Source organism: Ramlibacter sp. GCM10027632 (genome assembly GCF_042675325.1).
Taxonomy (GTDB): domain Bacteria; phylum Pseudomonadota; class Gammaproteobacteria; order Burkholderiales; family Burkholderiaceae_C; genus Ramlibacter.
On the sequence record NZ_JBHTGW010000002.1, the window covers coordinates 109,815 to 129,482 of the forward strand.

Genomic DNA, 19,668 nt, shown 5'->3' on the forward strand with positions numbered 1-19,668 from the left:
CGGAGACGCGACATGCCAACGCCCAAGGGCGACCACGACGGCCTGTTGTCCAGGGTGGTGAAGTTCGTGCGCAGCTCGACTTCGAGCGCGGGCGAGGCCGACGTGTCCGAGGGCGGCCCGGACAGCGGCTACTCGCGCCAGATGCTCAAGGAAATGATCGAGCGCAAGCGGCGCAACGACTTCGTGCGCAAGCGCGAGTTCGACATGCTGCGCAAGCTGCGGCGTGCCGAACCCGCGCCGCCGCCCGGCGCCACCGCGCGGCCCTCGTTCTTCCAGAGCTCCATGCCCTCGCGGCCCGACGACCGGGCCAGTACCCTCAAGAAGATCGACGAGATCGAGGCCCAGATGTCGCAGCAGTGGTGGAAGACCCGCGGCGGCACCGAGGTCACGCGCCATGGCGGCTTCGACCCGACCGGCACGATGACCCTGGGCGGCTTCGACAGCCCCACGCTGCCGCCCTCCCAGGCCGACGTGGGCGCCGCCATGTCGGCGCTCGCCAGGACCCTGCCCGCCGCGCTGCCGGCGATGGAGCTCGTGCCGCCCACGCTGTCTCCGGGCGACTCGCTCCTCGACGACTCGCCCTCCACCAGCTTCTCCGCCTCCAAGCAGTCCGCGGTCGACGTGGCCGAGTTCGCCCACGACCCGGCCATCGAGGAGGCCGCGATCCGCTTCGCCAACGGTGACGACGCCGGCGCCGAGGCGGCGCTGCGCCTGCTGCTCGCCCCCGGCGCGGCGCGCGAGCAGCACGAGGAGACCTGGCTGGTGCTGTTCGACCTGTACCGGGCCATCGGCGAGAAGGCGCGCTTCGAGGAGGCGGCGATCGCCTTCGCCACCCGCTTCGGCCGCAGCGCCCCGCAGTGGCAGTCGCTGGACGCGGCGACGCCCGCCGGCGAGGCGGGCGAGGCCGTTGCGACGGCCGGCGAGGCCTTCCTGTGGACCTGCCCCGCGAGCCTCGGCCCGTCGCAGGTGTCGGCCCTCGCGGCGCTGGCCGCCCGCTCGCCCGCACCGTGGCGCCTGGACTGGTCGCGGCTGTCCGCGATCGAGCCCGGCGCGGCCATGCCGCTGCAGCAGCTGTTCGCGCAGTGGGCCTCGCAGCCGGTGCGCCTGGTGTTCGGCGGCGCCGAGGCGCTGGCCCGCCAGCTCGCCGGCGCCACGCCCTCGGGCGATGCCGGCCAGGACCCGGCCTGGTGGAGGCTGCGCATGGACGGCCTGCGCCTCATGGGCCGGGCCGACGAGTTCGAGCTCGCGGCCCTGGACTACTGCGTGACCTACGAGGTCTCGCCGCCCGCCTGGGAGCGGCCTCGCGCGCAGGTCGAGTCGCTGGGGCCGGGCGGCGGCCCGGCCTTCTCCAGCACCGTGACCGAAGCCTGGCGGGACTCCACTCCCCGCAGCATGGCGGCGGCCAGCGGCTTCGGCGCGCCCCACGGCGAGCTGGCCGGTGCGGTGCAGGGCGACGCGGCGGGCGCGCTCGCCGCGCTCGACGACCCCCGGGCCGGCCCGGGGCCGCTGGTGGTCTGCTGCGCACGGCTGGCGCGCGTCGACTTCGCGGCAGCGGGTACGCTCCTGAACTGGGCGATCGCCCGTGGCGCCGAGGGCCGGCCGGTCCACTTCACCGAAGTGCACCGGCTGGTGGCGGCGCTGTTCAACGTCATCGGCCTCGGTGCCCAGGCGCGCGTCTCGCTGCGCCGCGACTGAGGCCTTCCACCTTTTTTCTTGCATCGGGGCCGACCGGCCCCACCTCACACCGATGGAACAATTTCATGGCACGACCATCGTCAGCGTGCGCCGCCGCAATGCGGACGGCACCTGGCAGGTGGCAATCGGCGGCGATGGCCAGGTGACCCTGGGCAACGTCGTCGTCAAGGGCTCCGCGCGCAAGGTGCGCAAGCTGTATCGCGACCAGGTGCTGGCCGGCTTCGCCGGGGCCACCGCCGACGCCTTCACGCTCTTCGAGCGCTTCGAGGGCAAGCTGGAGAAGCACCAGGGCCACCTGGTGCGCGCAGCCATCGAGCTCACCAAGGACTGGCGCACCGACCGCGTGCTGCGCCGCCTGGAGGCCATGCTGGCCGTGGCCGACAAGGACGCCTCCCTCATCATCACCGGCAACGGCGACGTGCTCGAGCCGGAGCACGGGATCATCGCCATCGGCTCGGGCGGCGCCTACGCGCAGTCCGCCGCCAAGGCCCTCCTGGACAACACCGAGCTGGGCGCCCGCGACATCGTGAAGAAGTCGCTCGAGATCGCCGGCGAGCTGTGCATCTACACCAACATGAACCACACCCTCGAGACGCTGGGGTAACCACGCCATGTCCGCCATGACCCCCCAGGAAATCGTGTCCGAGCTGGACCGCCACATCGTCGGCCAGCACGAGGCCAAGCGCGCCGTCGCCATCGCCCTTCGCAACCGCTGGCGCCGCCAGCAGGTCGACGAGAAGCTGCGGCCCGAGATCACCCCCAAGAACATCCTCATGATCGGCCCCACCGGCGTGGGCAAGACCGAGATCGCGCGCCGCCTCGCGAAGCTGGCCGATGCGCCCTTCATCAAGGTCGAGGCCACCAAGTTCACCGAGGTGGGCTACGTGGGCAAGGATGTCGACTCCATCATCCGCGACCTCGCCGAGATGGCCGTCAAGCAGACCCGCGTGGCCGAGATGCGCAAGGTGCGCACCCGTGCCGAGGACCATGCCGAGGAGCGCGTGCTCGACGCGCTGCTGCCCGGCTCCGGCACCGACACCGCCAACCCCACCCGCCAGGCCTTCCGCAAGAAGCTGCGCGAGGGCCAGCTCGACGACAAGGAGATCGAGATCGACCTGTCCGAGCCGCGCCCGCAGCTGGAGGTGATGGGCCCCGCCGGCATGGAGGACATGGCCGAGCAGCTGCGCGGCATGTTCAGCCAGTTCGGCAACGGCAAGCGCAAGACGCGCAAGCTGCGCATCGCCGAGGCCCTGCGCCTGCTGGTCGACGAGGAGGCCGCCAAGCTGGTCAACGAGGACGAGATCAAGACCCAGGCGATCCAGAACGCCGAGCAGAACGGCATCGTCTTCATCGACGAGATCGACAAGGTCTGCTCGCGCGCCGAGGGCAGCAGCGCCGAGGTCTCGCGCCAGGGCGTGCAGCGCGACCTGCTGCCGCTGGTGGAGGGCACCACCGTGTCCACCAAGTACGGGCCGATCAAGACCGACCACATCCTGTTCATCGCCAGCGGCGCCTTCCACCTGGCCAAGCCCAGCGACCTGATCCCCGAGCTGCAGGGCCGCCTGCCGATCCGGGTGGAGCTGCAGTCGCTGTCGGTGCAGGACTTCGAGGCCATCCTCACGCAGACCCATGCCTCGCTGGTCAAGCAGTACGAGGCGCTGCTGGCCACCGAGGGCGTGACCCTGTCCTTCACGCCCGACGCCATCACCCGCCTGGCGGCCATCGCCTACGAGGTCAACGAGCGCACCGAGAACATCGGCGCGCGGCGCCTGTCCACGGTGATGGAGCGGCTGCTGGAGGAGGTGAGTTTCGACGCCACCCGCCTGGGCGGGCAGACCGTCGCCATCGACGGCGCCTACGTCGATGCACGGCTGAAGGACCTCAGCCGAGACGAGGATCTCTCCCGCTACATCCTTTGAGCTAGGAGGGGGCTTCAGAGATCACTTTCAGAGGCTCCGCTAAGTGCTTAATTTAGAACGGTTTTTGGCGCAGATCAGCTCTCAGAAACCGCTCTAAGTCATTGATTTCATTGCGAATTTTTCGTGAGTGCGCACTTGCGTGGCTGAGTTTTCCTGCTACAGTGGGATTAAGTGCAGTTTCGTGGGAAAAAGTGTCCTTTTCCCCCCGGAACGCAGGCTTCCCCAGCAGGAAAAAACGCGGTGTTCCAAGGCGCCTCCAGTCTCAGTCTCGATGCCAAGGGTCGGCTTTCCGTGCCGACCCGGCACCGTGACGTGCTGAGCGCGAACGCCGGCAACCAGCTCACCATCACCAAGCACCCGCACGGCTGCCTGATGATCTTCCCGCGCCCCGAGTGGGAGAAGTTCCGCGAGCGCATCGCGCAGCTGCCCATGTCGGCGCAGTGGTGGAAGCGGATCTTCCTGGGCAACGCGATGGACGTCGAAGTCGACGGCAGCGGCCGCGTGCTGGTCTCGCCCGAGCTGCGCGCCGCCGCCGGCATCGAGCGGGAAACCATGCTCCTGGGCATGGGCAACCATTTCGAGCTGTGGGACAAGGCGACCTACGATGCGAAGGAAGCCGAAGCGATGGCGGGCGACATGCCCGACGTCTTCAAGGATTTCTCTTTCTGACGGCGGCGGTGGTGGACAACGCATGGACCCACACCACCGTCCTGTTGCACGAAGCGGTCGATTCGCTCGTCACCAGGATGGATGGCACCTACGTGGACGCGACCTTCGGGCGCGGCGGCCACTCCCGGTTGCTGCTGTCCCGGCTGGGGCCACAGGGACGCCTGGTGGCCTTCGACAAGGACCCCGAGGCGATCTCCGAAGCGGCGCGCATCAACGATGCGCGTTTTTCCATCCGCCACCAGGGCTTTCGCGACATCGGCGAGCTGCCGGCGCGCAGCGTCACCGGCGTGCTGATGGACCTGGGCATCAGCTCGCCCCAGATCGACAACCCCGCACGGGGCTTCTCTTTCCGCCACGACGGCCCGCTGGACATGCGCATGGACCCCACGCGCGGCCAGAGCGCGGCCGACTGGCTGGCCACGGCCGAACAAGGCCAGATTGCGCAGGTGATTCGTGACTATGGCGAAGAACGGTTTGCTGTTCCGATTGCAAAGGCGATTGTTTCTCGCCGACAGGAACGGGGCCCTCTTGCAACCACCGCCGAGCTGGCCCAGCTCGTGGCTGGCGCGGTCAAAACCCGCGAGCCGGGCCAGGACCCTGCAACGCGCACATTTCAGGCTCTTCGGATTTTCGTCAATGCCGAGCTTGAAGAGCTCGAGCAGGCGCTAGAGGCGGCCTTGGACATCCTCGAACCCCAGGGCCGGCTCGTGGTGATCAGCTTCCACTCGCTGGAAGACCGCATCGTCAAGCAGTTCATCGCGAAGCACTCGCGCGAGGTGGTGGACCGCCGCGCGCCGTTTGCGCCGCCCGCCCCGCTGAAGCTGCGCGCGCTCGGCCGCGTCAAGCCCTCGGCCGAGGAAGTCGCCGCCAACCCGCGTTCGCGCAGCGCGGTGATGCGGGTCGCCGAGAGGACCGATTCCTGACATGGCGCGCCTCAACCTCGTCCTGCTGCTGGCGGTGATCGCGAGTGCCCTGTACCTGGTGCGGGTGCAGTACGACTCGCGCCGCCTGTACATGCAGACCGAGAAGGCCCTGTCCGAGGCCCGCCAGCTCGACACCGACCGCGAGCGCCTGCTCGCCGCCAAGCGCGGCCAGGCCACGCCGCTGCGCGTGGAGGACATCGCCAAGAACCAGCTGCAGATGCGCCCGGCCACGCCCGGCATCACCCAGTACGTGACCCAGGGCGCCGCACCGGCGCTGGCCGCGGAGGGCGCGAAGTGACCCGCAGCGTGCTGTACACCTCCAGCCCGCTGCTGGCGAGCAAGACGCCGGTGTGGCGTTCCAAGTTCGTCATGGCGGCGATCGCGCTGGGCTTCGTCGGCCTGGCCGGCCGCGCCGCCTGGGTGCAGGTGATCGGCAACGACTTCTTCCAGCGCCAGGGCGAGGTGCGCTTCGCCCGCACCCTCGAGCTGCCTCCCAGCCGCGGCCGCATCCTGGACCGCAACGGCATGCTCCTGGCCACCAGCGTGCCCGCGCCCTCGATCTGGGCCATCCCCGAGGACGTGGACCGCAGCGACAAGTCCAAGCTGGCCCGCATGGCCAAGCTGCTGGAGATGCCGCTGGCCGAGCTGGAGAAGAAGCTCGAGAACGAGGAGAAGACCTTCGTCTGGGTCAAGCGCCAGGTCGACGAGCCCATCGCCAAGCAGGTGATGGAGCTGGGCATCAAGGGCGTCTACCAGCGCAAGGAATACAAGCGCCAGTACCCCGAGGGCGAGGCCGCCGCGCACATCGTGGGCTTCACCAACGTCGAGGACCAGGGCCAGGAAGGCATGGAACTCACGTTCAACAAGGAGCTGGCCGGCCGCCCCGGCTCGCGCCGCGTGATCAAGGACCGCCTGGGGCGCATCGTCGAGGACGTGCGCGAGCAGGTGCCGCCGGTGGACGGCCGGGACCTGCAGCTGTCCATCGACAGCAAGGTCCAGTTCTTCGCCTACCAGAAGCTGCGCGACGCCGTGCAGCAGCACAAGGCCGCCAGCGGCAGCGTGGTCGTGCTCGACGTGCAGACCGGCGAGGTGCTGGCCCTGGCCAACTACCCCAGCTACGTGCCGGACAAGCGCGTCAACCTCAGCGGCGCGCAGCTTCGCAACCGCGCGCTCACCGACACCTTCGAGCCGGGCTCGACGATGAAGCCCTTCGTCGCCGCGCTGGCCCTGGAGAAGGGCCTGGTCAAGCCCGAGACCCCGATCCAGACCGCGCCCGGCCGCATCACCATCGCCAATGCCACCATCACCGACGCGCACCCGCACGGCGTGCTCACCGTCAACGAGGTGATCCAGAAGTCCTCCAACGTGGGCACGGTGAAGATGGCGATGCAGCTGCCGGCGCGCGAGATGTGGGAGATGTTCAGCGCCGTCGGCATGGGCCAGCGCCCGCAGCTGCCGTTCCCTGGCGTGGTCAGCGGCCGCCTGCGGGCCTGGAAGACCTGGCGCCCGATCGAGCAGGCCACCATGAGCTATGGCTACGGCCTGTCGGCCAGCCTGTTCCAGCTGGCGCGCGCCTACAGCGTGTTCGCGCGCGACGGCGAGCTGGTGCCGGTCACCATGATGAAGACCACCACGCCCGCCCCGGGCGTGCGCGTGTTCGACGCCCGCCACGCCGGCGCCGTGCGGCAGATGCTGTACATGGTCACGCAGCAGGGCGGCACCGCGCCCAAGGCGCAGACCATGGGCTATTCCACCGGCGGCAAGACCGGCACCGCGCGCAAGCAGGAGGGCAAGGGCTACGCCGCGGGCAAGTACCGCGGCTTCTTCGTGGGCCTGGCCCCGGTGGACAAGCCGCGCATCGTCGTCGCCGTGATGATCGACGAGCCGCGCGGCGGCAGCTTCTACGGCGGCGAGGTGGCCGCCCCGGTGTTCTCCACCACGGTGGCCCAGACGCTGCGCCTCATGGGCGTGCAGCCGGACGTGAACGTCAAGCCGCAGGTGGTGGTGGGCGTGGAGGAGTCGTTCTGATGATCACCTTCCACAGCCCCCGCGACGCCGCCGACTGGCTGGCCGCCCGCGTGCAAGGCGGCCTGGGCTGCGACAGCCGCCGGGTCGGCGCGGGCGACGGCTTCATCGCCTGGCCTGGCGCCGCCACCGACGGCCGCCGCTACGTCGCCGGCGCGCTGGCGCAGGGCGCCGCCGCCTGCCTGGTCGAGGCGCAGGGCGCCGAGGCCTTCGGCTTCGGCGACGACGAGCGCATCGCCGGCTACGACGGCCTGAAGGCCGCCACCGGCCCCATCGCCGCGGCGTACTACGAGCAGCCCTCGCAGCGCCTGGACGTGCTGGCCGTCACCGGCACCAACGGCAAGACCTCCACCGCCTGGTGGCTGGCGCAGGCGCTGGCCGCCGCGCGCGGCACCGGCTGCGGCCTGGTCGGCACGCTCGGCGTGGGCTGTCCGCCGCAGGTGGAATACACCGGCCTGACCACCCCCGACCCGGTGCTGCTGCAAGGCTGGTTCCGCCGCTTCGCCGACGCGGGCCTGTCGGCCTGCGCGATCGAGGCCTCCTCCATCGGCATCGTCGAGCGCCGCCTCGACGGCACGCGCATCCGCGCCGCCGTCTTCACCAATTTCACCCAGGACCACCTGGACTACCACGGCACCATGCAGGCCTACTGGGACGCCAAGCGCGCCCTGTTCGACTGGCCCGGCCTGCAGGCCGCGGTGGTCAACATCGACGACGAGAAGGGCGACGCGCTCGCCGCCTCGCTCGCCGGCGGCGCGCTGGACCTTTGGACCGTGTCCTGCGAGCGCCCGGCCCGCCTGGCCGCCCGCGACATCGCCTACGGCGCCGCCGGCCTGGAGTTCACCGTGGCCGAGGGCGAGGCCGCCGAGCGCCTGGCCACCCGCCTGATCGGCGCCTACAACGTGGCCAACCTCCTGGGCGTGATCGCCGCGATGCGCGCCGTCGGCGTGCCGCTGGCCCGCGCGGTGGACGCCTGCCGCCACCTGCTGCCGGTGCCGGGCCGCATGGAGTGCCTGCAGCGCGAGGGCGCGCCGCTGGTGGCCGTGGACTACGCCCACACCCCCGACGCGCTGGACAAGGCCCTGGCGGCCCTGCGCCCGCTGGCCGCGCAGCGCGGCGGCCGCCTGTGGTGCGTGTTCGGCTGCGGCGGCGACCGCGACCCGGTCAAGCGCCCGCTGATGGCGGCGGTGGCCGAGAAGAACGCCGACCGCGTGGTCGTCACCAGCGACAACCCGCGCAGCGAGAAGCCGGAGGCGATCATCAGCCAGATCCTGCTGGGGCTGTCGCACCGCGACGAGGTGGTGGTCGAGTCCGACCGCGCCGCCGCCATCGTGCTGGCGGTGCGCGAGGCTGCCGCGGGCGACGTGATCCTGCTGGCCGGCAAGGGCCACGAGACCTTCCAGGAAGTCGCCGGCGTGAAGCACGACTTCGACGACCGCGTCCACGCCGCGCAGGCGCTGCAGGGGAGGGCGTCCGCATGATGTTCCACCTGCAACAGGCCCTGGCCTGGCTCGAGGGCGCCACGCTCAAGGGCGAGGGCGCCACCGCCATCGCCCGCGTGCACACCGACACCCGCAGCCTGCAGCCGGGCGACCTGTTCGTCGCGCTCAAGGGCGAGCGCTTCGACGCCAACGACCTGCTGGCCGAGGCCGCCGCCAAGGGCGCAGCCGCCGTGCTGGCGCACCGCGGCCGCATCCCCGCCGGCCTGAGCGGCATCGAGGTGGACGACACCCGCCTCGCGCTGGGCCGCCTGGCCGCCGGCTGGCGTTCGCAGTTCAGGCTGCCCCTGGTCGCCATCACCGGCAGCAACGGCAAGACCACCGTCACGCAGATGGTGGCCGCGATCCTGCGGGCCTGGCACGGCGAGGCCGCCCTGTCCACGCAGGGCAACCTGAACAACGACATCGGCCTGCCGCTGACGGTGCTGCGCCTGGACGCCTCCCACCGCGTGGGTGTGCTCGAACTGGGCATGAACCACCCGGGCGAGATCGCCTACCTCGCCGGCATCGCCAAGCCCACGGTGGCCCTCGTCAACAACGCGCAGCGCGAGCACCAGGAGTTCATGGCCACGGTCGAGGCCGTGGCCCGCGAGAACGGCTCGGTGTTCGAGGCGCTCGCCCCCAACGGCACGGCGATCTTCCCCGCCGGCGACGAATTCAGCGCGCTGTGGGCCTCGCTGGCCGGGCCGCGCGCCTGCCTCACGTTCGGTGCCGCCGACGGCGCCGACATCCTTCTGGCCGGGTCTGAATGGCAACACGGACACTGGGTGGTACGGGCGAAGACCCCGGCCGGCCCGGTCGATTTCCAGCTCCATATCGCCGGCCGCCACAACGTCGTCAACGCCCTGGCCGCCACCGCCTGCGCCCTGGCCGCGGGCGCGCCGCTGGCCGCCATCGCCGCGGGCCTGTCCGCGTTCGAGCCGGTCAAGGGCCGCTCGCGCGCGCTGTCCGTGGTCGTGGGGGGCCGCGAGCTCACCGTGGTGGACGACACCTACAACGCCAACCCCGATTCCGCGCGCGCCGCCGTCGACGTGCTGGCCGACCTGCCCGGCCCGCAGCTGCTGGTGCTGGGCGACATGGGCGAGGTCGGCGACCAGGGCCCGCAGTTCCACGCCGAGGTGGGCGCCTATGCCCGCGAGCGCGGCATCCCCGCGCTGTTCACCCTGGGCGAGCAGTCGCGCGCCATGGGCGGCACGCATTTCGAGCGCATCGAGGCCCTGCAGGCCGCGGTGCTGCAACACCTTCCGCAAGCCGCCAGCGTGCTGGTCAAGGGCTCGCGGTTCATGAAGATGGAGCGGGTGGTCGACGCGATCACCGCCCGCGCCCGAGAAGAAAAGGAACAGGCCTGATGCTGCTGAGCCTCGCCATCTGGCTGCAATCGATCTCGCCGGAATTCGGCTTCCTGCGGGTCTTCCAGTACCTCACCTTCCGCGCGGTGATGGCCGCCCTGACCTCGCTGCTGATCGGCCTGGTCGCGGGCCCCTGGGTGATCCGCCGCCTGACCGAGCTGAAGATCGGCCAGCCGGTCCGCGGCTACGGCATGCAGTCGCACCTGTCCAAGAGCGGCACGCCCACCATGGGCGGGGTGCTGGTGCTGCTGTCGATCGCCGTCGCCACGCTGCTGTGGTTCGACCTCGCCAACCGCTTCGTCTGGATCGTGCTGATCGTCACCCTGGGCTTCGGCATGATCGGCTGGGCGGACGACTGGCGCAAGGTCGTGCGCAAGGACCCGGAGGGCATGCGCTCGCGCGAGAAGTACTTCTGGCAATCCGTCATCGGCCTGATCGCCGCGGTCTACCTGGTGTTCTCCATTTCCGAGAGCTCCAACCTGAAGGTGGTGGAGCTGTTCTTCACCTGGGTGAAGTCCGGCTTCGACGTGGACCTGCCGCCCAAGGCCGGCCTGCTGGTGCCCTTCTTCAAGGAAGTGAGCTACCCCCTGGGCGTGTTCGGCTTCGTGATCATGACCTACCTGGTCATCGTGGGTTCGAGCAATGCGGTGAACCTCACCGACGGCCTGGACGGCCTGGCCATCATGCCGGTGGTCATGGTGGGCTCGGCGCTGGGCGTGTTCGCCTATGTCACCGGCAGCTCGGTCTACTCCAAGTACCTGCTGTTCCCCTACATCCCCGGCTCCGGCGAGCTCCTGATCTTCTGCGCCGCGATGGCTGGCGCGGGCCTGGCCTTCCTCTGGTTCAACGCCTACCCGGCGCAGGTCTTCATGGGCGACGTCGGCGCGCTGGCCCTGGGCGGCGCGCTGGGCACCATCGCGGTGATCGTTCGCCAGGAGATCGTGCTGGCCATCATGGGCGGCGTCTTCGTGGTCGAAGCCCTCTCGGTGATGGCCCAGGTCATGTACTTCAAGTACACCAAGAAGCGCTACGGCGAGGGCCGCCGCATCCTGAAGATGGCGCCCCTGCACCACCACTTCGAGAAGAGCGGCTGGAAGGAGACCCAGGTCGTGGTCCGCTTCTGGATCATCACCATGCTCCTGTGCCTGGTCGGCCTGTCCACCCTGAAGCTGCGGTAAGAACATGAGTCTCCAGGACCGCCACTGCCTCGTCCTCGGCCTCGGCATCTCCGGGCTGGCGATGGCGCGCTGGTGCGCCCGCCAGGGCGCGCGCGTGACGGTGGCCGACACCCGCGAGGCGCCGCCGCACCTGCAGGCCCTGCGCGAGCAGGTGCCGGGCGCGGCCTTCGTCGCCGGCGCCTTCGATGCGGCGCTGGTGGACGGCGTGGACGCCGTCTTCCGCAGCCCCGGCCTGTCGCCCCAGCAGGTGGCCCCGGTGCTCGACGCCGCGCGCGCGCGCGGCCTGCGCACCGGCGGCGAGCTGGACCTGTTCACCGAGGCCCTCGCCGCGCTGCGCGCCGAGGGCGGCTACCACCCGGCGGTGCTGGCCGTCACCGGCACCAACGGCAAGACCACCGTCACCTCGCTGACCGGCCAGCTCGTCGAGCGCGCCGGCCGCAGCGTCGCGGTGGCCGGCAACATCGGCCCCTCGCTGCTGGACACGCTCACCGCCAAGCTCGAGGCGCAGGCCCTGCCGCAGGCCTGGGTGCTGGAGCTTTCCAGCTTCCAGCTCGAAGGCGTGGCCGGCTTCGAGCCCACCGCCGCCACCGTGCTCAATATCAGCCAGGACCACCTGGACTGGCACGGCGGCATGGACGCCTATGCCGCGGCCAAGGCCCGCATCTTCGGTGCCGAGGGCACGATGGTGCTCAATCGCGAGGACCCGGTGGTCATGGCCATGCTGCCCGCGCCGGTGCGCCTCAAGGGCGGCAAGTACGAGCAGCGCGCCCACGTCACCTTCGGCGGCGACATGCCCCGCCGCCCCGGCGACTTCGGCATCGAGGTCGTGAACGGCATGGCCTGGCTGGTGCGCGCGCAGGACGCCGATGAAACCCTCAAGCGCCGCCGGGGCGAGGAGGAAGAGATCCACATCCAGCGCCTGATGCCGGCCGAGGCGCTTCGCATCCGCGGCCGCCACAACGCGATCAACGCCCTGTCGGCGCTGGCCCTGGCCAGCGCCGCGGGCTGCCCGCTCGCGCCCATGCTGTACGGCCTGCGCGAGTACCGCGGCGAGCCGCACCGGGTCGAGCCGGTGGGCATCCTCAACGAGGTCGAGTACTTCGACGACAGCAAGGGCACGAACGTCGGCGCCACGGTCGCCGCGCTGGCCGGCCTGGGCGCCGAGCGCAAGCTGGTGGTGATCCTGGGCGGCGAGGGCAAGGGCCAGGACTTCTCGCCGCTGGCCGGGCCGATCGCCCGCCATGCCCGCGCCGTCGTCCTGATCGGCCGCGACGCGCCCCTGATCCGCGCCGCGCTCGAAGGCGCGGGCGTGGCCCTGGTCGACGCCGCCTCGATGGAGGACGCCGTGCGCGCCGCCACCGAGCGCGCCCACGCCGGCGACGCGGTGCTGATGTCGCCCGCCTGCGCCAGCTTCGACATGTTCCGCGACTACGGCCACCGCGCCGAGGTCTTCCGCGCCGCGGTCGAGGCGCTGGCCGACGAGGCCGGGACGATGCTCGGGGGGGACGAATGAATTTCATCCCGGCCCGCCTCGCGCAGTGGATCGCCGGCGCCCCGCGCGACGACATCCCCATGCCCGTGCGCGGCACAGGCTTCGCCCGCCCCGGCGCCGGCGTGCGGGTCGAGCTGTTCGACCAGGCCCTGGTCTGGATCGTGGTCGGCCTCATGGCCTTCGGCCTGGTGATGGTCTATTCCGCCTCGGTGGCGATGCCGGACAACCCCCGCTTCGGCCGCTACACCAACACCTACTTCCTGGTCCGCCATTCGATGGCGCTGGCCATGGCCTTCGTCGCCGCGCTGATCGCCTTCCAGGTGCCGGTGGCCACCTGGGAACGCTACGCGCCCTGGCTGTTCGTGGGCTCGCTGGTGCTGCTGGTCGCCGTGCTGGTCCCCGGCATCGGCACCGTGGTCAACGGCGCGCGCCGCTGGATCTCGCTGGGCATCATGAACTTCCAGCCCTCGGAGCTGGCCAAGTTCGCCACCGTCCTCTACGCGGCCAACTACATGGTCCGCAAGATGGAGGTCAAGGAGCGCTTCTTCCGCGCGGTGCTGCCGATGGCGGTGGCCGTGGCCCTGGTCGGCGTGACCCTGCTGGCCGAACCCGACATGGGCGCCTTCATGGTGATCGCGATCATCGCCATGGGCATCCTGTTCCTCGGCGGGGTGAATGCCCGCATGTTCTTCCTGATCGCCGCGGTGCTGCTGGTGGCCTTCGGGATGATGATCGCGATGTCCGAGTGGCGGCGCGAGCGCATCTTCGCCTACCTGAATCCCTGGGACGAGAAGCACGCCCTGGGCAAGGGCTACCAGCTGTCGCATGCGCTGATCGCCATCGGCCGCGGCGAAGTCTTCGGCGTCGGCCTGGGCGGCAGCGTCGAGAAGCTGCACTGGCTGCCCGAGGCGCATACCGACTTCCTGCTCGCCGTGATCGGCGAGGAGTTCGGCTTCGTCGGCATCGTCGCGGTGATCCTCGCCTTCTTCTGGCTGACCCGCCGCGTCATGCACATCGGCCGCCAGGCCGTCGCCATGGACCGCCTCTTCGCCGGCCTGGTGGCCCAGGGCGTGGCCATCTGGATCGGTTTCCAGGCCTTCATCAACATGGGCGTGAACCTCGGCGCGCTGCCCACCAAGGGCCTCACGCTGCCCCTGATGTCGTACGGCGGCTCGGCCATCCTGATGAACCTCGTCGCGCTCGCGGTCGTCCTGCGGATCGACTACGAGAACCGCGTGATCATGCGGGGAGGGCGGCCGTGAAAACCGCGAACCTCTCCCGCACCGCGCTCGTGATGGCCGGCGGCACCGGCGGCCACATCTTCCCGGGCCTGGCCGTGGCCGAGGCCCTGCGCGCCAGGGGCTGGTCCGTGCACTGGCTCGGCGCCCCCGGCAGCATGGAAAGCCGCCTGGTGCCGCCGCGGGGCTTCGCCTTCGAGCCGGTGGCCTTCGGCGGCGTGCGCGGCAAGGGCCTCAAGACCCTGGTGCTGCTGCCGCTGCGCCTGCTGCGCGCCTTCTGGCAGAGCCTGCAGGTGGTGCGCCGAGTCAAGCCCGACGTGGTGATCGGCCTGGGCGGCTACATCACCTTCCCCGGCGGGATGATGGGCGTGCTGCTTGGCAAGCCGCTGGTGCTGCACGAGCAGAACTCGCGCGCCGGCATGGCCAACCGGGTGCTGGCCGGCGTGGCCGACCGCACCTTCACCGCCTTCCCGAACGTGCTGCCCAAGGCCGCCTGGGTCGGCAACCCGCTGCGCGAGGGCTTCCTGAACCAGCCCGCGCCGGCCGAGCGCTTCGCCGGGCGCAGCGGCCCGCTGAAGCTGCTGGTGGTCGGTGGCAGCCTGGGCGCCAAGGCGCTCAACGACCTGGTCCCCCAGGCCCTGGCCCTGATCCCCTCCGGCCACCGCCCCCATGTGCTGCACCAGAGCGGCAGCCAGCAGATCGACGCGCTGCGCGCCAACTACGCCGCCGCCGGCGTGCTGGCCGAGTGCACCCCCTTCATCGAGGACACCGCCTCGGCCTTCGCCGAAGCGGACCTGATCATCTGCCGCGCCGGCGCCAGCACCGTGACCGAGCTCGCGGCGGTGGGCGCCGCCGCGGCCTACGTGCCTTTCCCCCATGCGGTGGACGACCACCAGACCACCAACGCGAAGTTCGTGGTCGACGCCGGCGGCGGCTGGCTGCTGCCGCAGGCCGAACTGACCGCCGAGGCCATCGCCCGCCTCGTGCAAACCGTGACCCGTGAAGAACTCGTGAAACGCGCCGAAGCCGCCAGGACATTGAGCAAGACCCACGCCACCGACGACATCGTGGCCGCCTGCGAGGAGCTCGCCGCATGAAGCACGCGATCAAGCACATTCATTTCGTCGGCGTGGGCGGCTCGGGCATGTCCGGCATCGCCGAGGTGCTGCGCAACCTGGGCTATGCCATCTCCGGCTCCGACATCGCCGACAGCGCCACGCTGCGCCGCCTGCAGGGCCTGGGCATCACCACCTACGTGGGCCATGCCGAGGCCAACATCGCCAGCGCCGACGCGGTGGTCACGTCGACCGCGGTGCAGGCCGACAACCCCGAGGTGGTGGCCGCGCGCAAGCGCCACATCCCCATCGTGCCGCGCGCCATCATGCTGGCCGAGCTGATGCGCCTGAAGCAGGGCATCGCCATCGCCGGCACGCACGGCAAGACCACCACCACCAGCCTGGTGGCCAGCGTGCTGGCCGAGGGCGGGCTGGACCCGACCTTCGTGATCGGAGGCCGCCTGAATTCCGCCGGCGCCAACGCCAAGCTGGGCGCGGGCGACTACATCGTGGTCGAGGCCGACGAGTCCGACGCCTCGTTCCTGAACCTGATGCCGGTGATGTCGGTGGTGACCAACATCGACGCCGACCACATGGAGACCTATGGCCATGACTTCGGCAAGCTGAAGAAGGCCTTCGTCGACTTCCTGCACCGCATGCCGTTCTACGGCACCGCCATCCTGTGCGTGGACGACCCCGCGGTGCGCGAGATCCTGGAGCAGGTGAACTGCCCGGTGACCAGCTACGGCGTGAGCGAGGACGCCCAGGTGCGCGCCGTCGACATCCGCGCCGTGGGCCCGCAGATGCATTTCACCGTGCAGCGGCGCAACGGCGTCACGCTGCCGGACCTGCAGGTCCGGCTCAATCTGGCCGGCCACCACAACGTGCTGAACGCGCTGTCCGCGATCGCGGTGGCGGTGGAACTGAGCATCCCCGACGAGGCCCTGCTCAAGGCGCTGGCCGAGTTCCGCGGCGTGGGCCGCCGCTTCCAGAGCTATGGCGACCTGCCGGTGCGCGCGGCCAATGGCGGCGGCACGTTCCATGTGATCGAGGACTACGGCCACCACCCGGTCGAACTCGCGGCCACGCTGTCCGCCGCGCGCGGCGCGTTCCCGGGCCGCCGCCTGGTGCTGGCCTTCCAGCCGCACCGCTACACCCGCACGCGCGACTGCTTCGAGGATTTCGTGAAGTCCATCGGCATGGCCGACGCCGTGCTGCTCGCCGAGGTCTATGCCGCCGGCGAAGCCCCGATCGTGGCCGCCGACGGCCGCTCGCTGGCCCGCGCGGTGCGCGTGGCGGGGAAGGTGGAGCCGGTCTTCGTCGACGACATCGCCGACATGCCCGGCGCCATCCGGGAGATGGCCCGCGACGGCGACGTGGTCATGTGCATGGGCGCAGGATCGATCGGCGGGGTGCCCGCCAAGTTGGTTGAAATGGGAGGCGGCGCATGACCGTCAACGCGCAGGTCAATGTGCAGGATTTCGGCAAGGTCGCCGTCCTGATGGGAGGGCGCTCCGCGGAGCGCGAGGTGTCGCTCATGTCCGGCAGCGGCGTGCTCAAGGCCCTGCAGGGCAAGGGCGTGGACGCCCATGCCTTCGACCCCGCCGAGCGCGACCTGTCCGAGCTCAAGGCCAAGGGCTTCGCCCGCGCCTTCATCGCGCTGCATGGCCGCTTCGGCGAGGACGGCACGGTGCAGGGCGCGCTGGAGCTCCTGGGCATTCCGTACACCGGCTCGGGCGTGATGGCCTCGTCCATCGCCATCGACAAGACCATGACCAAGCGGGTGTGGATGCACGAAGGCATCTCCACGCCGCGCTACGTGCTGCTTCGCAAGGGCGCCTACACGCCGGCCCAGGTGGCGGCGGTGCCGGGCGAGCTGGGCCTGCCCCTGATCGTCAAGCCGGCGCGCGAGGGCTCCTCGATCGGCCTGGCCAAGGTGACCGACGCGGCGCAGATGGCCGCCGCCGTCGAGGCCGCCGCGGCGCTTGATTGCGACGTGCTGTGCGAACAGTTCATCGCCGGCGACGAGGTCACCTGCCCGGTGCTGGGCACCGGCGACGGCGCCCGCGCGCTGCCGGTGATCCGCATCGTCGCGCCCGGCGGCAACTACGATTACCAGAACAAGTACTTCAGCGACGACACGCAGTACCTCGTGCCCTGCGGCCTGCCCGCGGGCGAGGAGGCCGCCATCCAGGCGATGGTGCTGCGGGCCTACCAGGTGCTGGGCTGCCGCGGCTGGGGCCGCGTCGACGTGATGATCGACGCCGCCACCCGCACGCCCTACCTGCTGGAGATCAACACCTCGCCGGGCATGACCGGCCACTCGCTGGTGCCCATGTCGGCGCGCGCCGCCGGCATCAGCTACGAGGACCTGTGCGTGCAGCTGCTCGCCTCGGCCTCGCTCGACCAATCCGCCCGGGAGGACGCCGCGCCGTGACCGCTGCCGCCACCCCCCAGCCGCTCGACGTGCGACTCATGAACGCCACCGCCACGATCCTGTTCGTGGCCTGCGGCGCGCTGGTCGTCGCGGCGCTGGCCTGGTGGGCGCTGCGGCACCCGGCGTTCGCGCTGGGCCGCATCACGGTGGTGGGCGACGTCACCCACAACAGCGTCGCGACGGTGCGCGCCAACGTGGCGCCGCGCATCGCCGGCAACTTCTTCACCGCCGACCTGCGCGCCGCGCGCGAGGCCTTCCTGCAGGTGCCCTGGGTGCGCGAGGCCACGGTGCGCCGCGAGTTCCCCAACCGCCTGCGCGTGGTGCTGCAGGAGCACCGGCCGGTGGCCTTCTGGGGCGCCGAGGGCGAGACCACGCTGGTGAACAGCTTCGGCGAGGTCTTCGAGGCCAACCCCGGCGACATCGAGGACGAGGACCTGCCGCGCCTGGCCGGCCCGCAGGACCAGTCGGCCCAGGTGCTGGCGATGTACCGGGCGCTGGCGCCGGCGTTCGAGCCGCTGGACCTGGAGGTCTCGCAGCTGGTGCTCACCGCCCGCGGCAGCTGGCAGGCCCGGCTCGACACGGGCGCCACCATCGAGATGGGCCGCGGCACGCAGGACGAGGTGCTGGCGCGCGTGCGCCGCTTCGTCGACACGATCACGCAGGCGGCCTCGCGCTACGGCCGCCGGGCCGAGGCGGTGGTCGCGGCCGACCTGAGGCATGCCGACGGCTATGCCATCCGATTGAGGGGCGTCAGCACCGTGAGTGCGGACGCGCAGAAGAAATAAAGAGGACCAGCAGAGGGATCTATGGCAAAGGAATACAAGGACCTGGTCGTCGGCCTGGACATCGGCACCGCCAAGGTGATGGCGGTGGTGGCCGAGGTCATGCCCGGCGGCGAGCTCAAGCTCGCCGGCCTGGGCGTGGCGCCGTCCAACGGCCTCAAGCGCGGCGTGGTGGTGAACATCGACGCCACCGTCCAGAGCATCCAGCAGGCGCTGAAAGAGGCCGAGCTGATGGCGGACTGCAAGATCACCCGGGTCTACACCGGCATCACCGGCAGCCACATCCGCGGCATCAACTCCAGCGGCATGGTGGCGGTGAAGGACAAGGAGGTCACGCCGGCCGACGTGGCCCGCGTGGTCGAGACCGCCCGCGCCATCAACATCTCCACCGACCAGCGCCTGCTGCTGGTCGAGCCGCAGGAGTTCGTGATCGACGGCCAGGACGTGAAGGAGCCGATCGGCATGAGCGGCATCCGCCTGGAGGCCAAGGTGCACATCGTCACCGGCGCGCAGAGCGCGGCGGAGAACATCATCAAGTGCGTGCGCCGCTGCGGCCTGGAGGTCGAGACGCTGCTGCTGAACCCGCTGGCCTCCAGCATGTCGGTGCTCACCGCCGACGAGAAGGAGCTGGGCGTGGCGCTGGTGGACATCGGCGCCGGCACCACCGACGTGGCGATCTTCACCGGGGGCGCGATCCGCCACACCGCGGTGATCCCGATCGCCGGCGACCTGATCACCAGCGACATCGCGATGGCCCTGCGCACCCCGACCAAGGATGCCGAGGACATCAAGGTGGAGGCCGGCTTCGCCAAGCAGCTGCTGGCCGACCCCGAGCAGCAGGTGGAAGTGCCCGGCCTGGGCGACCGCGGCCCGCGCATGCTGTCCAAGCAGGCGCTGGCCGGCGTGATCGAGCCGCGCATCGAGGAGATCTACTCGCTGGTGCAGCAGGTGATCCGCGAGTCCGGCTACGAGGAGGTCCTCGGCTCGGGCATCGTGATCACCGGCGGCTCCAGCGTCATGCCGGGCATGGTGGAACTGGGCGAGGACATCTTCCTCAAGCCGGTGCGCCGCGGCGTGCCGAAGTACGCCAGCGCCCTGTCCGACATGGTGGCCCAGCCGCGCGCGGCCACCGTCATGGGCCTGCTCGAGGAAGCGCGCCTGGCCCGCGTGCGCGGGCAGAAGGTGGCGCAAAAGAGCGGCTCGGTGAAGACGGCCTTCGGCCGCCTCAAGGAATTCATCGTGGGGAACTTCTGATGCCGCAAGCCCGCATCTGGCTCGCGCGCGGAAGCCCGCCGGTTCGACGACGGCGGGGGCGATGTTGCCCTGCAGCACCCCCCGCCCCGGCCTGACGGCCACCCTGGTTACCCGAAAAACAATCTAGTCCAACCGGCAACTGCAAGCATTCGA

General features: G+C 70.7%; 17 protein-coding genes. All 17 read left to right on the top strand.

The window, feature by feature from the left end:
- Positions 1–12 precede the first annotated feature (12 nt).
- The 17 genes from ACFQZY_RS03885 to ftsA all read left to right on the top strand — a co-directional run bounded on the left by ACFQZY_RS03885 (position 13) and on the right by ftsA (position 19,515).
- A complete protein-coding gene (locus ACFQZY_RS03885; RefSeq protein ID WP_377412836.1) occupies positions 13–1,695 on the top strand; it encodes an STAS domain-containing protein in 1,683 nt (560 codons plus the stop codon).
- Positions 1,696–1,747: 52 nt separating this feature from the next.
- Positions 1,748–2,299, top strand: coding sequence for an ATP-dependent protease subunit HslV (hslV, locus tag ACFQZY_RS03890; RefSeq protein ID WP_377412839.1), 552 nt, complete (start codon positions 1,748–1,750; stop codon positions 2,297–2,299).
- Positions 2,300–2,306: 7 nt separating this feature from the next.
- Positions 2,307–3,614 carry an ATP-dependent protease ATPase subunit HslU gene (hslU, locus tag ACFQZY_RS03895; RefSeq protein ID WP_377412842.1) on the top strand — a complete coding sequence of 436 codons (1,308 nt, stop codon included), beginning with the start codon at positions 2,307–2,309 and terminating at the stop codon, positions 3,612–3,614.
- Between the two features lie 240 nt (positions 3,615–3,854).
- Positions 3,855–4,283 carry a division/cell wall cluster transcriptional repressor MraZ gene (gene mraZ / locus ACFQZY_RS03900; RefSeq protein WP_377412845.1) on the top strand — a complete coding sequence of 143 codons (429 nt, stop codon included), beginning with the start codon at positions 3,855–3,857 and terminating at the stop codon, positions 4,281–4,283.
- Positions 4,284–4,294: 11 nt separating this feature from the next.
- Positions 4,295–5,206, top strand: coding sequence for a 16S rRNA (cytosine(1402)-N(4))-methyltransferase RsmH (gene rsmH / locus ACFQZY_RS03905; protein ID WP_377412848.1), 912 nt, complete (start codon positions 4,295–4,297; stop codon positions 5,204–5,206).
- A gap of 1 nt (position 5,207) precedes the next feature.
- Positions 5,208–5,504, top strand: coding sequence for a cell division protein FtsL (ftsL, locus tag ACFQZY_RS03910; protein ID WP_377412851.1), 297 nt, complete (start codon positions 5,208–5,210; stop codon positions 5,502–5,504).
- Positions 5,501–7,234, top strand: a complete 1,734-nt coding sequence (locus ACFQZY_RS03915; RefSeq protein ID WP_377412854.1) for a peptidoglycan D,D-transpeptidase FtsI family protein — start codon at positions 5,501–5,503, stop codon at positions 7,232–7,234. Before ftsL ends, ACFQZY_RS03915 begins: the two co-directional genes overlap by 4 nt.
- On the top strand, positions 7,234–8,712 hold the full coding sequence (locus ACFQZY_RS03920; RefSeq protein ID WP_377412857.1) for a UDP-N-acetylmuramoyl-L-alanyl-D-glutamate--2,6-diaminopimelate ligase: 1,479 nt from the start codon (positions 7,234–7,236) through the stop codon (positions 8,710–8,712). The genes ACFQZY_RS03915 and ACFQZY_RS03920 overlap by 1 nt, the downstream gene beginning before the upstream one ends.
- Entirely contained in the window at positions 8,709–10,079 is a 1,371-nt protein-coding gene (gene murF, locus ACFQZY_RS03925) for a UDP-N-acetylmuramoyl-tripeptide--D-alanyl-D-alanine ligase (RefSeq protein ID WP_377412859.1), read from the top strand. Before ACFQZY_RS03920 ends, murF begins: the two co-directional genes overlap by 4 nt.
- A complete protein-coding gene (mraY, locus tag ACFQZY_RS03930; protein ID WP_377412862.1) occupies positions 10,079–11,257 on the top strand; it encodes a phospho-N-acetylmuramoyl-pentapeptide-transferase in 1,179 nt (392 codons plus the stop codon). Before murF ends, mraY begins: the two co-directional genes overlap by 1 nt.
- A gap of 4 nt (positions 11,258–11,261) precedes the next feature.
- The gene (murD, locus tag ACFQZY_RS03935; RefSeq protein WP_377412865.1) at positions 11,262–12,770 is read left to right on the top strand and encodes a UDP-N-acetylmuramoyl-L-alanine--D-glutamate ligase; all 1,509 of its coding nucleotides are present in this window, start codon (positions 11,262–11,264) and stop codon (positions 12,768–12,770) included.
- A 59-nt stretch (positions 12,771–12,829) separates the two neighbouring features.
- Positions 12,830–14,011 (top strand): putative lipid II flippase FtsW, encoded by a 1,182-nt coding sequence (gene ftsW / locus ACFQZY_RS03940; RefSeq protein ID WP_377413877.1) that lies wholly within the window; start codon positions 12,830–12,832, stop codon positions 14,009–14,011.
- Between the two features lie 32 nt (positions 14,012–14,043).
- On the top strand, positions 14,044–15,084 hold the full coding sequence (gene murG, locus ACFQZY_RS03945) for an undecaprenyldiphospho-muramoylpentapeptide beta-N-acetylglucosaminyltransferase (RefSeq protein WP_377413879.1): 1,041 nt from the start codon (positions 14,044–14,046) through the stop codon (positions 15,082–15,084).
- Complete coding sequence (gene murC, locus ACFQZY_RS03950) at positions 15,081–16,493, top strand: UDP-N-acetylmuramate--L-alanine ligase (protein ID WP_377412868.1); 1,413 nt, start codon at positions 15,081–15,083, stop codon at positions 16,491–16,493. Before murG ends, murC begins: the two co-directional genes overlap by 4 nt.
- Positions 16,490–17,479: a D-alanine--D-alanine ligase gene (locus tag ACFQZY_RS03955; protein WP_377412871.1), complete on the top strand. Its 990-nt coding sequence runs from the start codon at positions 16,490–16,492 to the stop codon at positions 17,477–17,479. The genes murC and ACFQZY_RS03955 overlap by 4 nt, the downstream gene beginning before the upstream one ends.
- 38 nt (positions 17,480–17,517) lie before the next feature.
- The gene (locus tag ACFQZY_RS03960) at positions 17,518–18,264 is read left to right on the top strand and encodes a cell division protein FtsQ/DivIB (protein ID WP_377413882.1); all 747 of its coding nucleotides are present in this window, start codon (positions 17,518–17,520) and stop codon (positions 18,262–18,264) included.
- Between the two features lie 21 nt (positions 18,265–18,285).
- Positions 18,286–19,515: a cell division protein FtsA gene (gene ftsA, locus ACFQZY_RS03965; protein ID WP_377412874.1), complete on the top strand. Its 1,230-nt coding sequence runs from the start codon at positions 18,286–18,288 to the stop codon at positions 19,513–19,515.
- Positions 19,516–19,668: the final 153 nt, after the last annotated feature.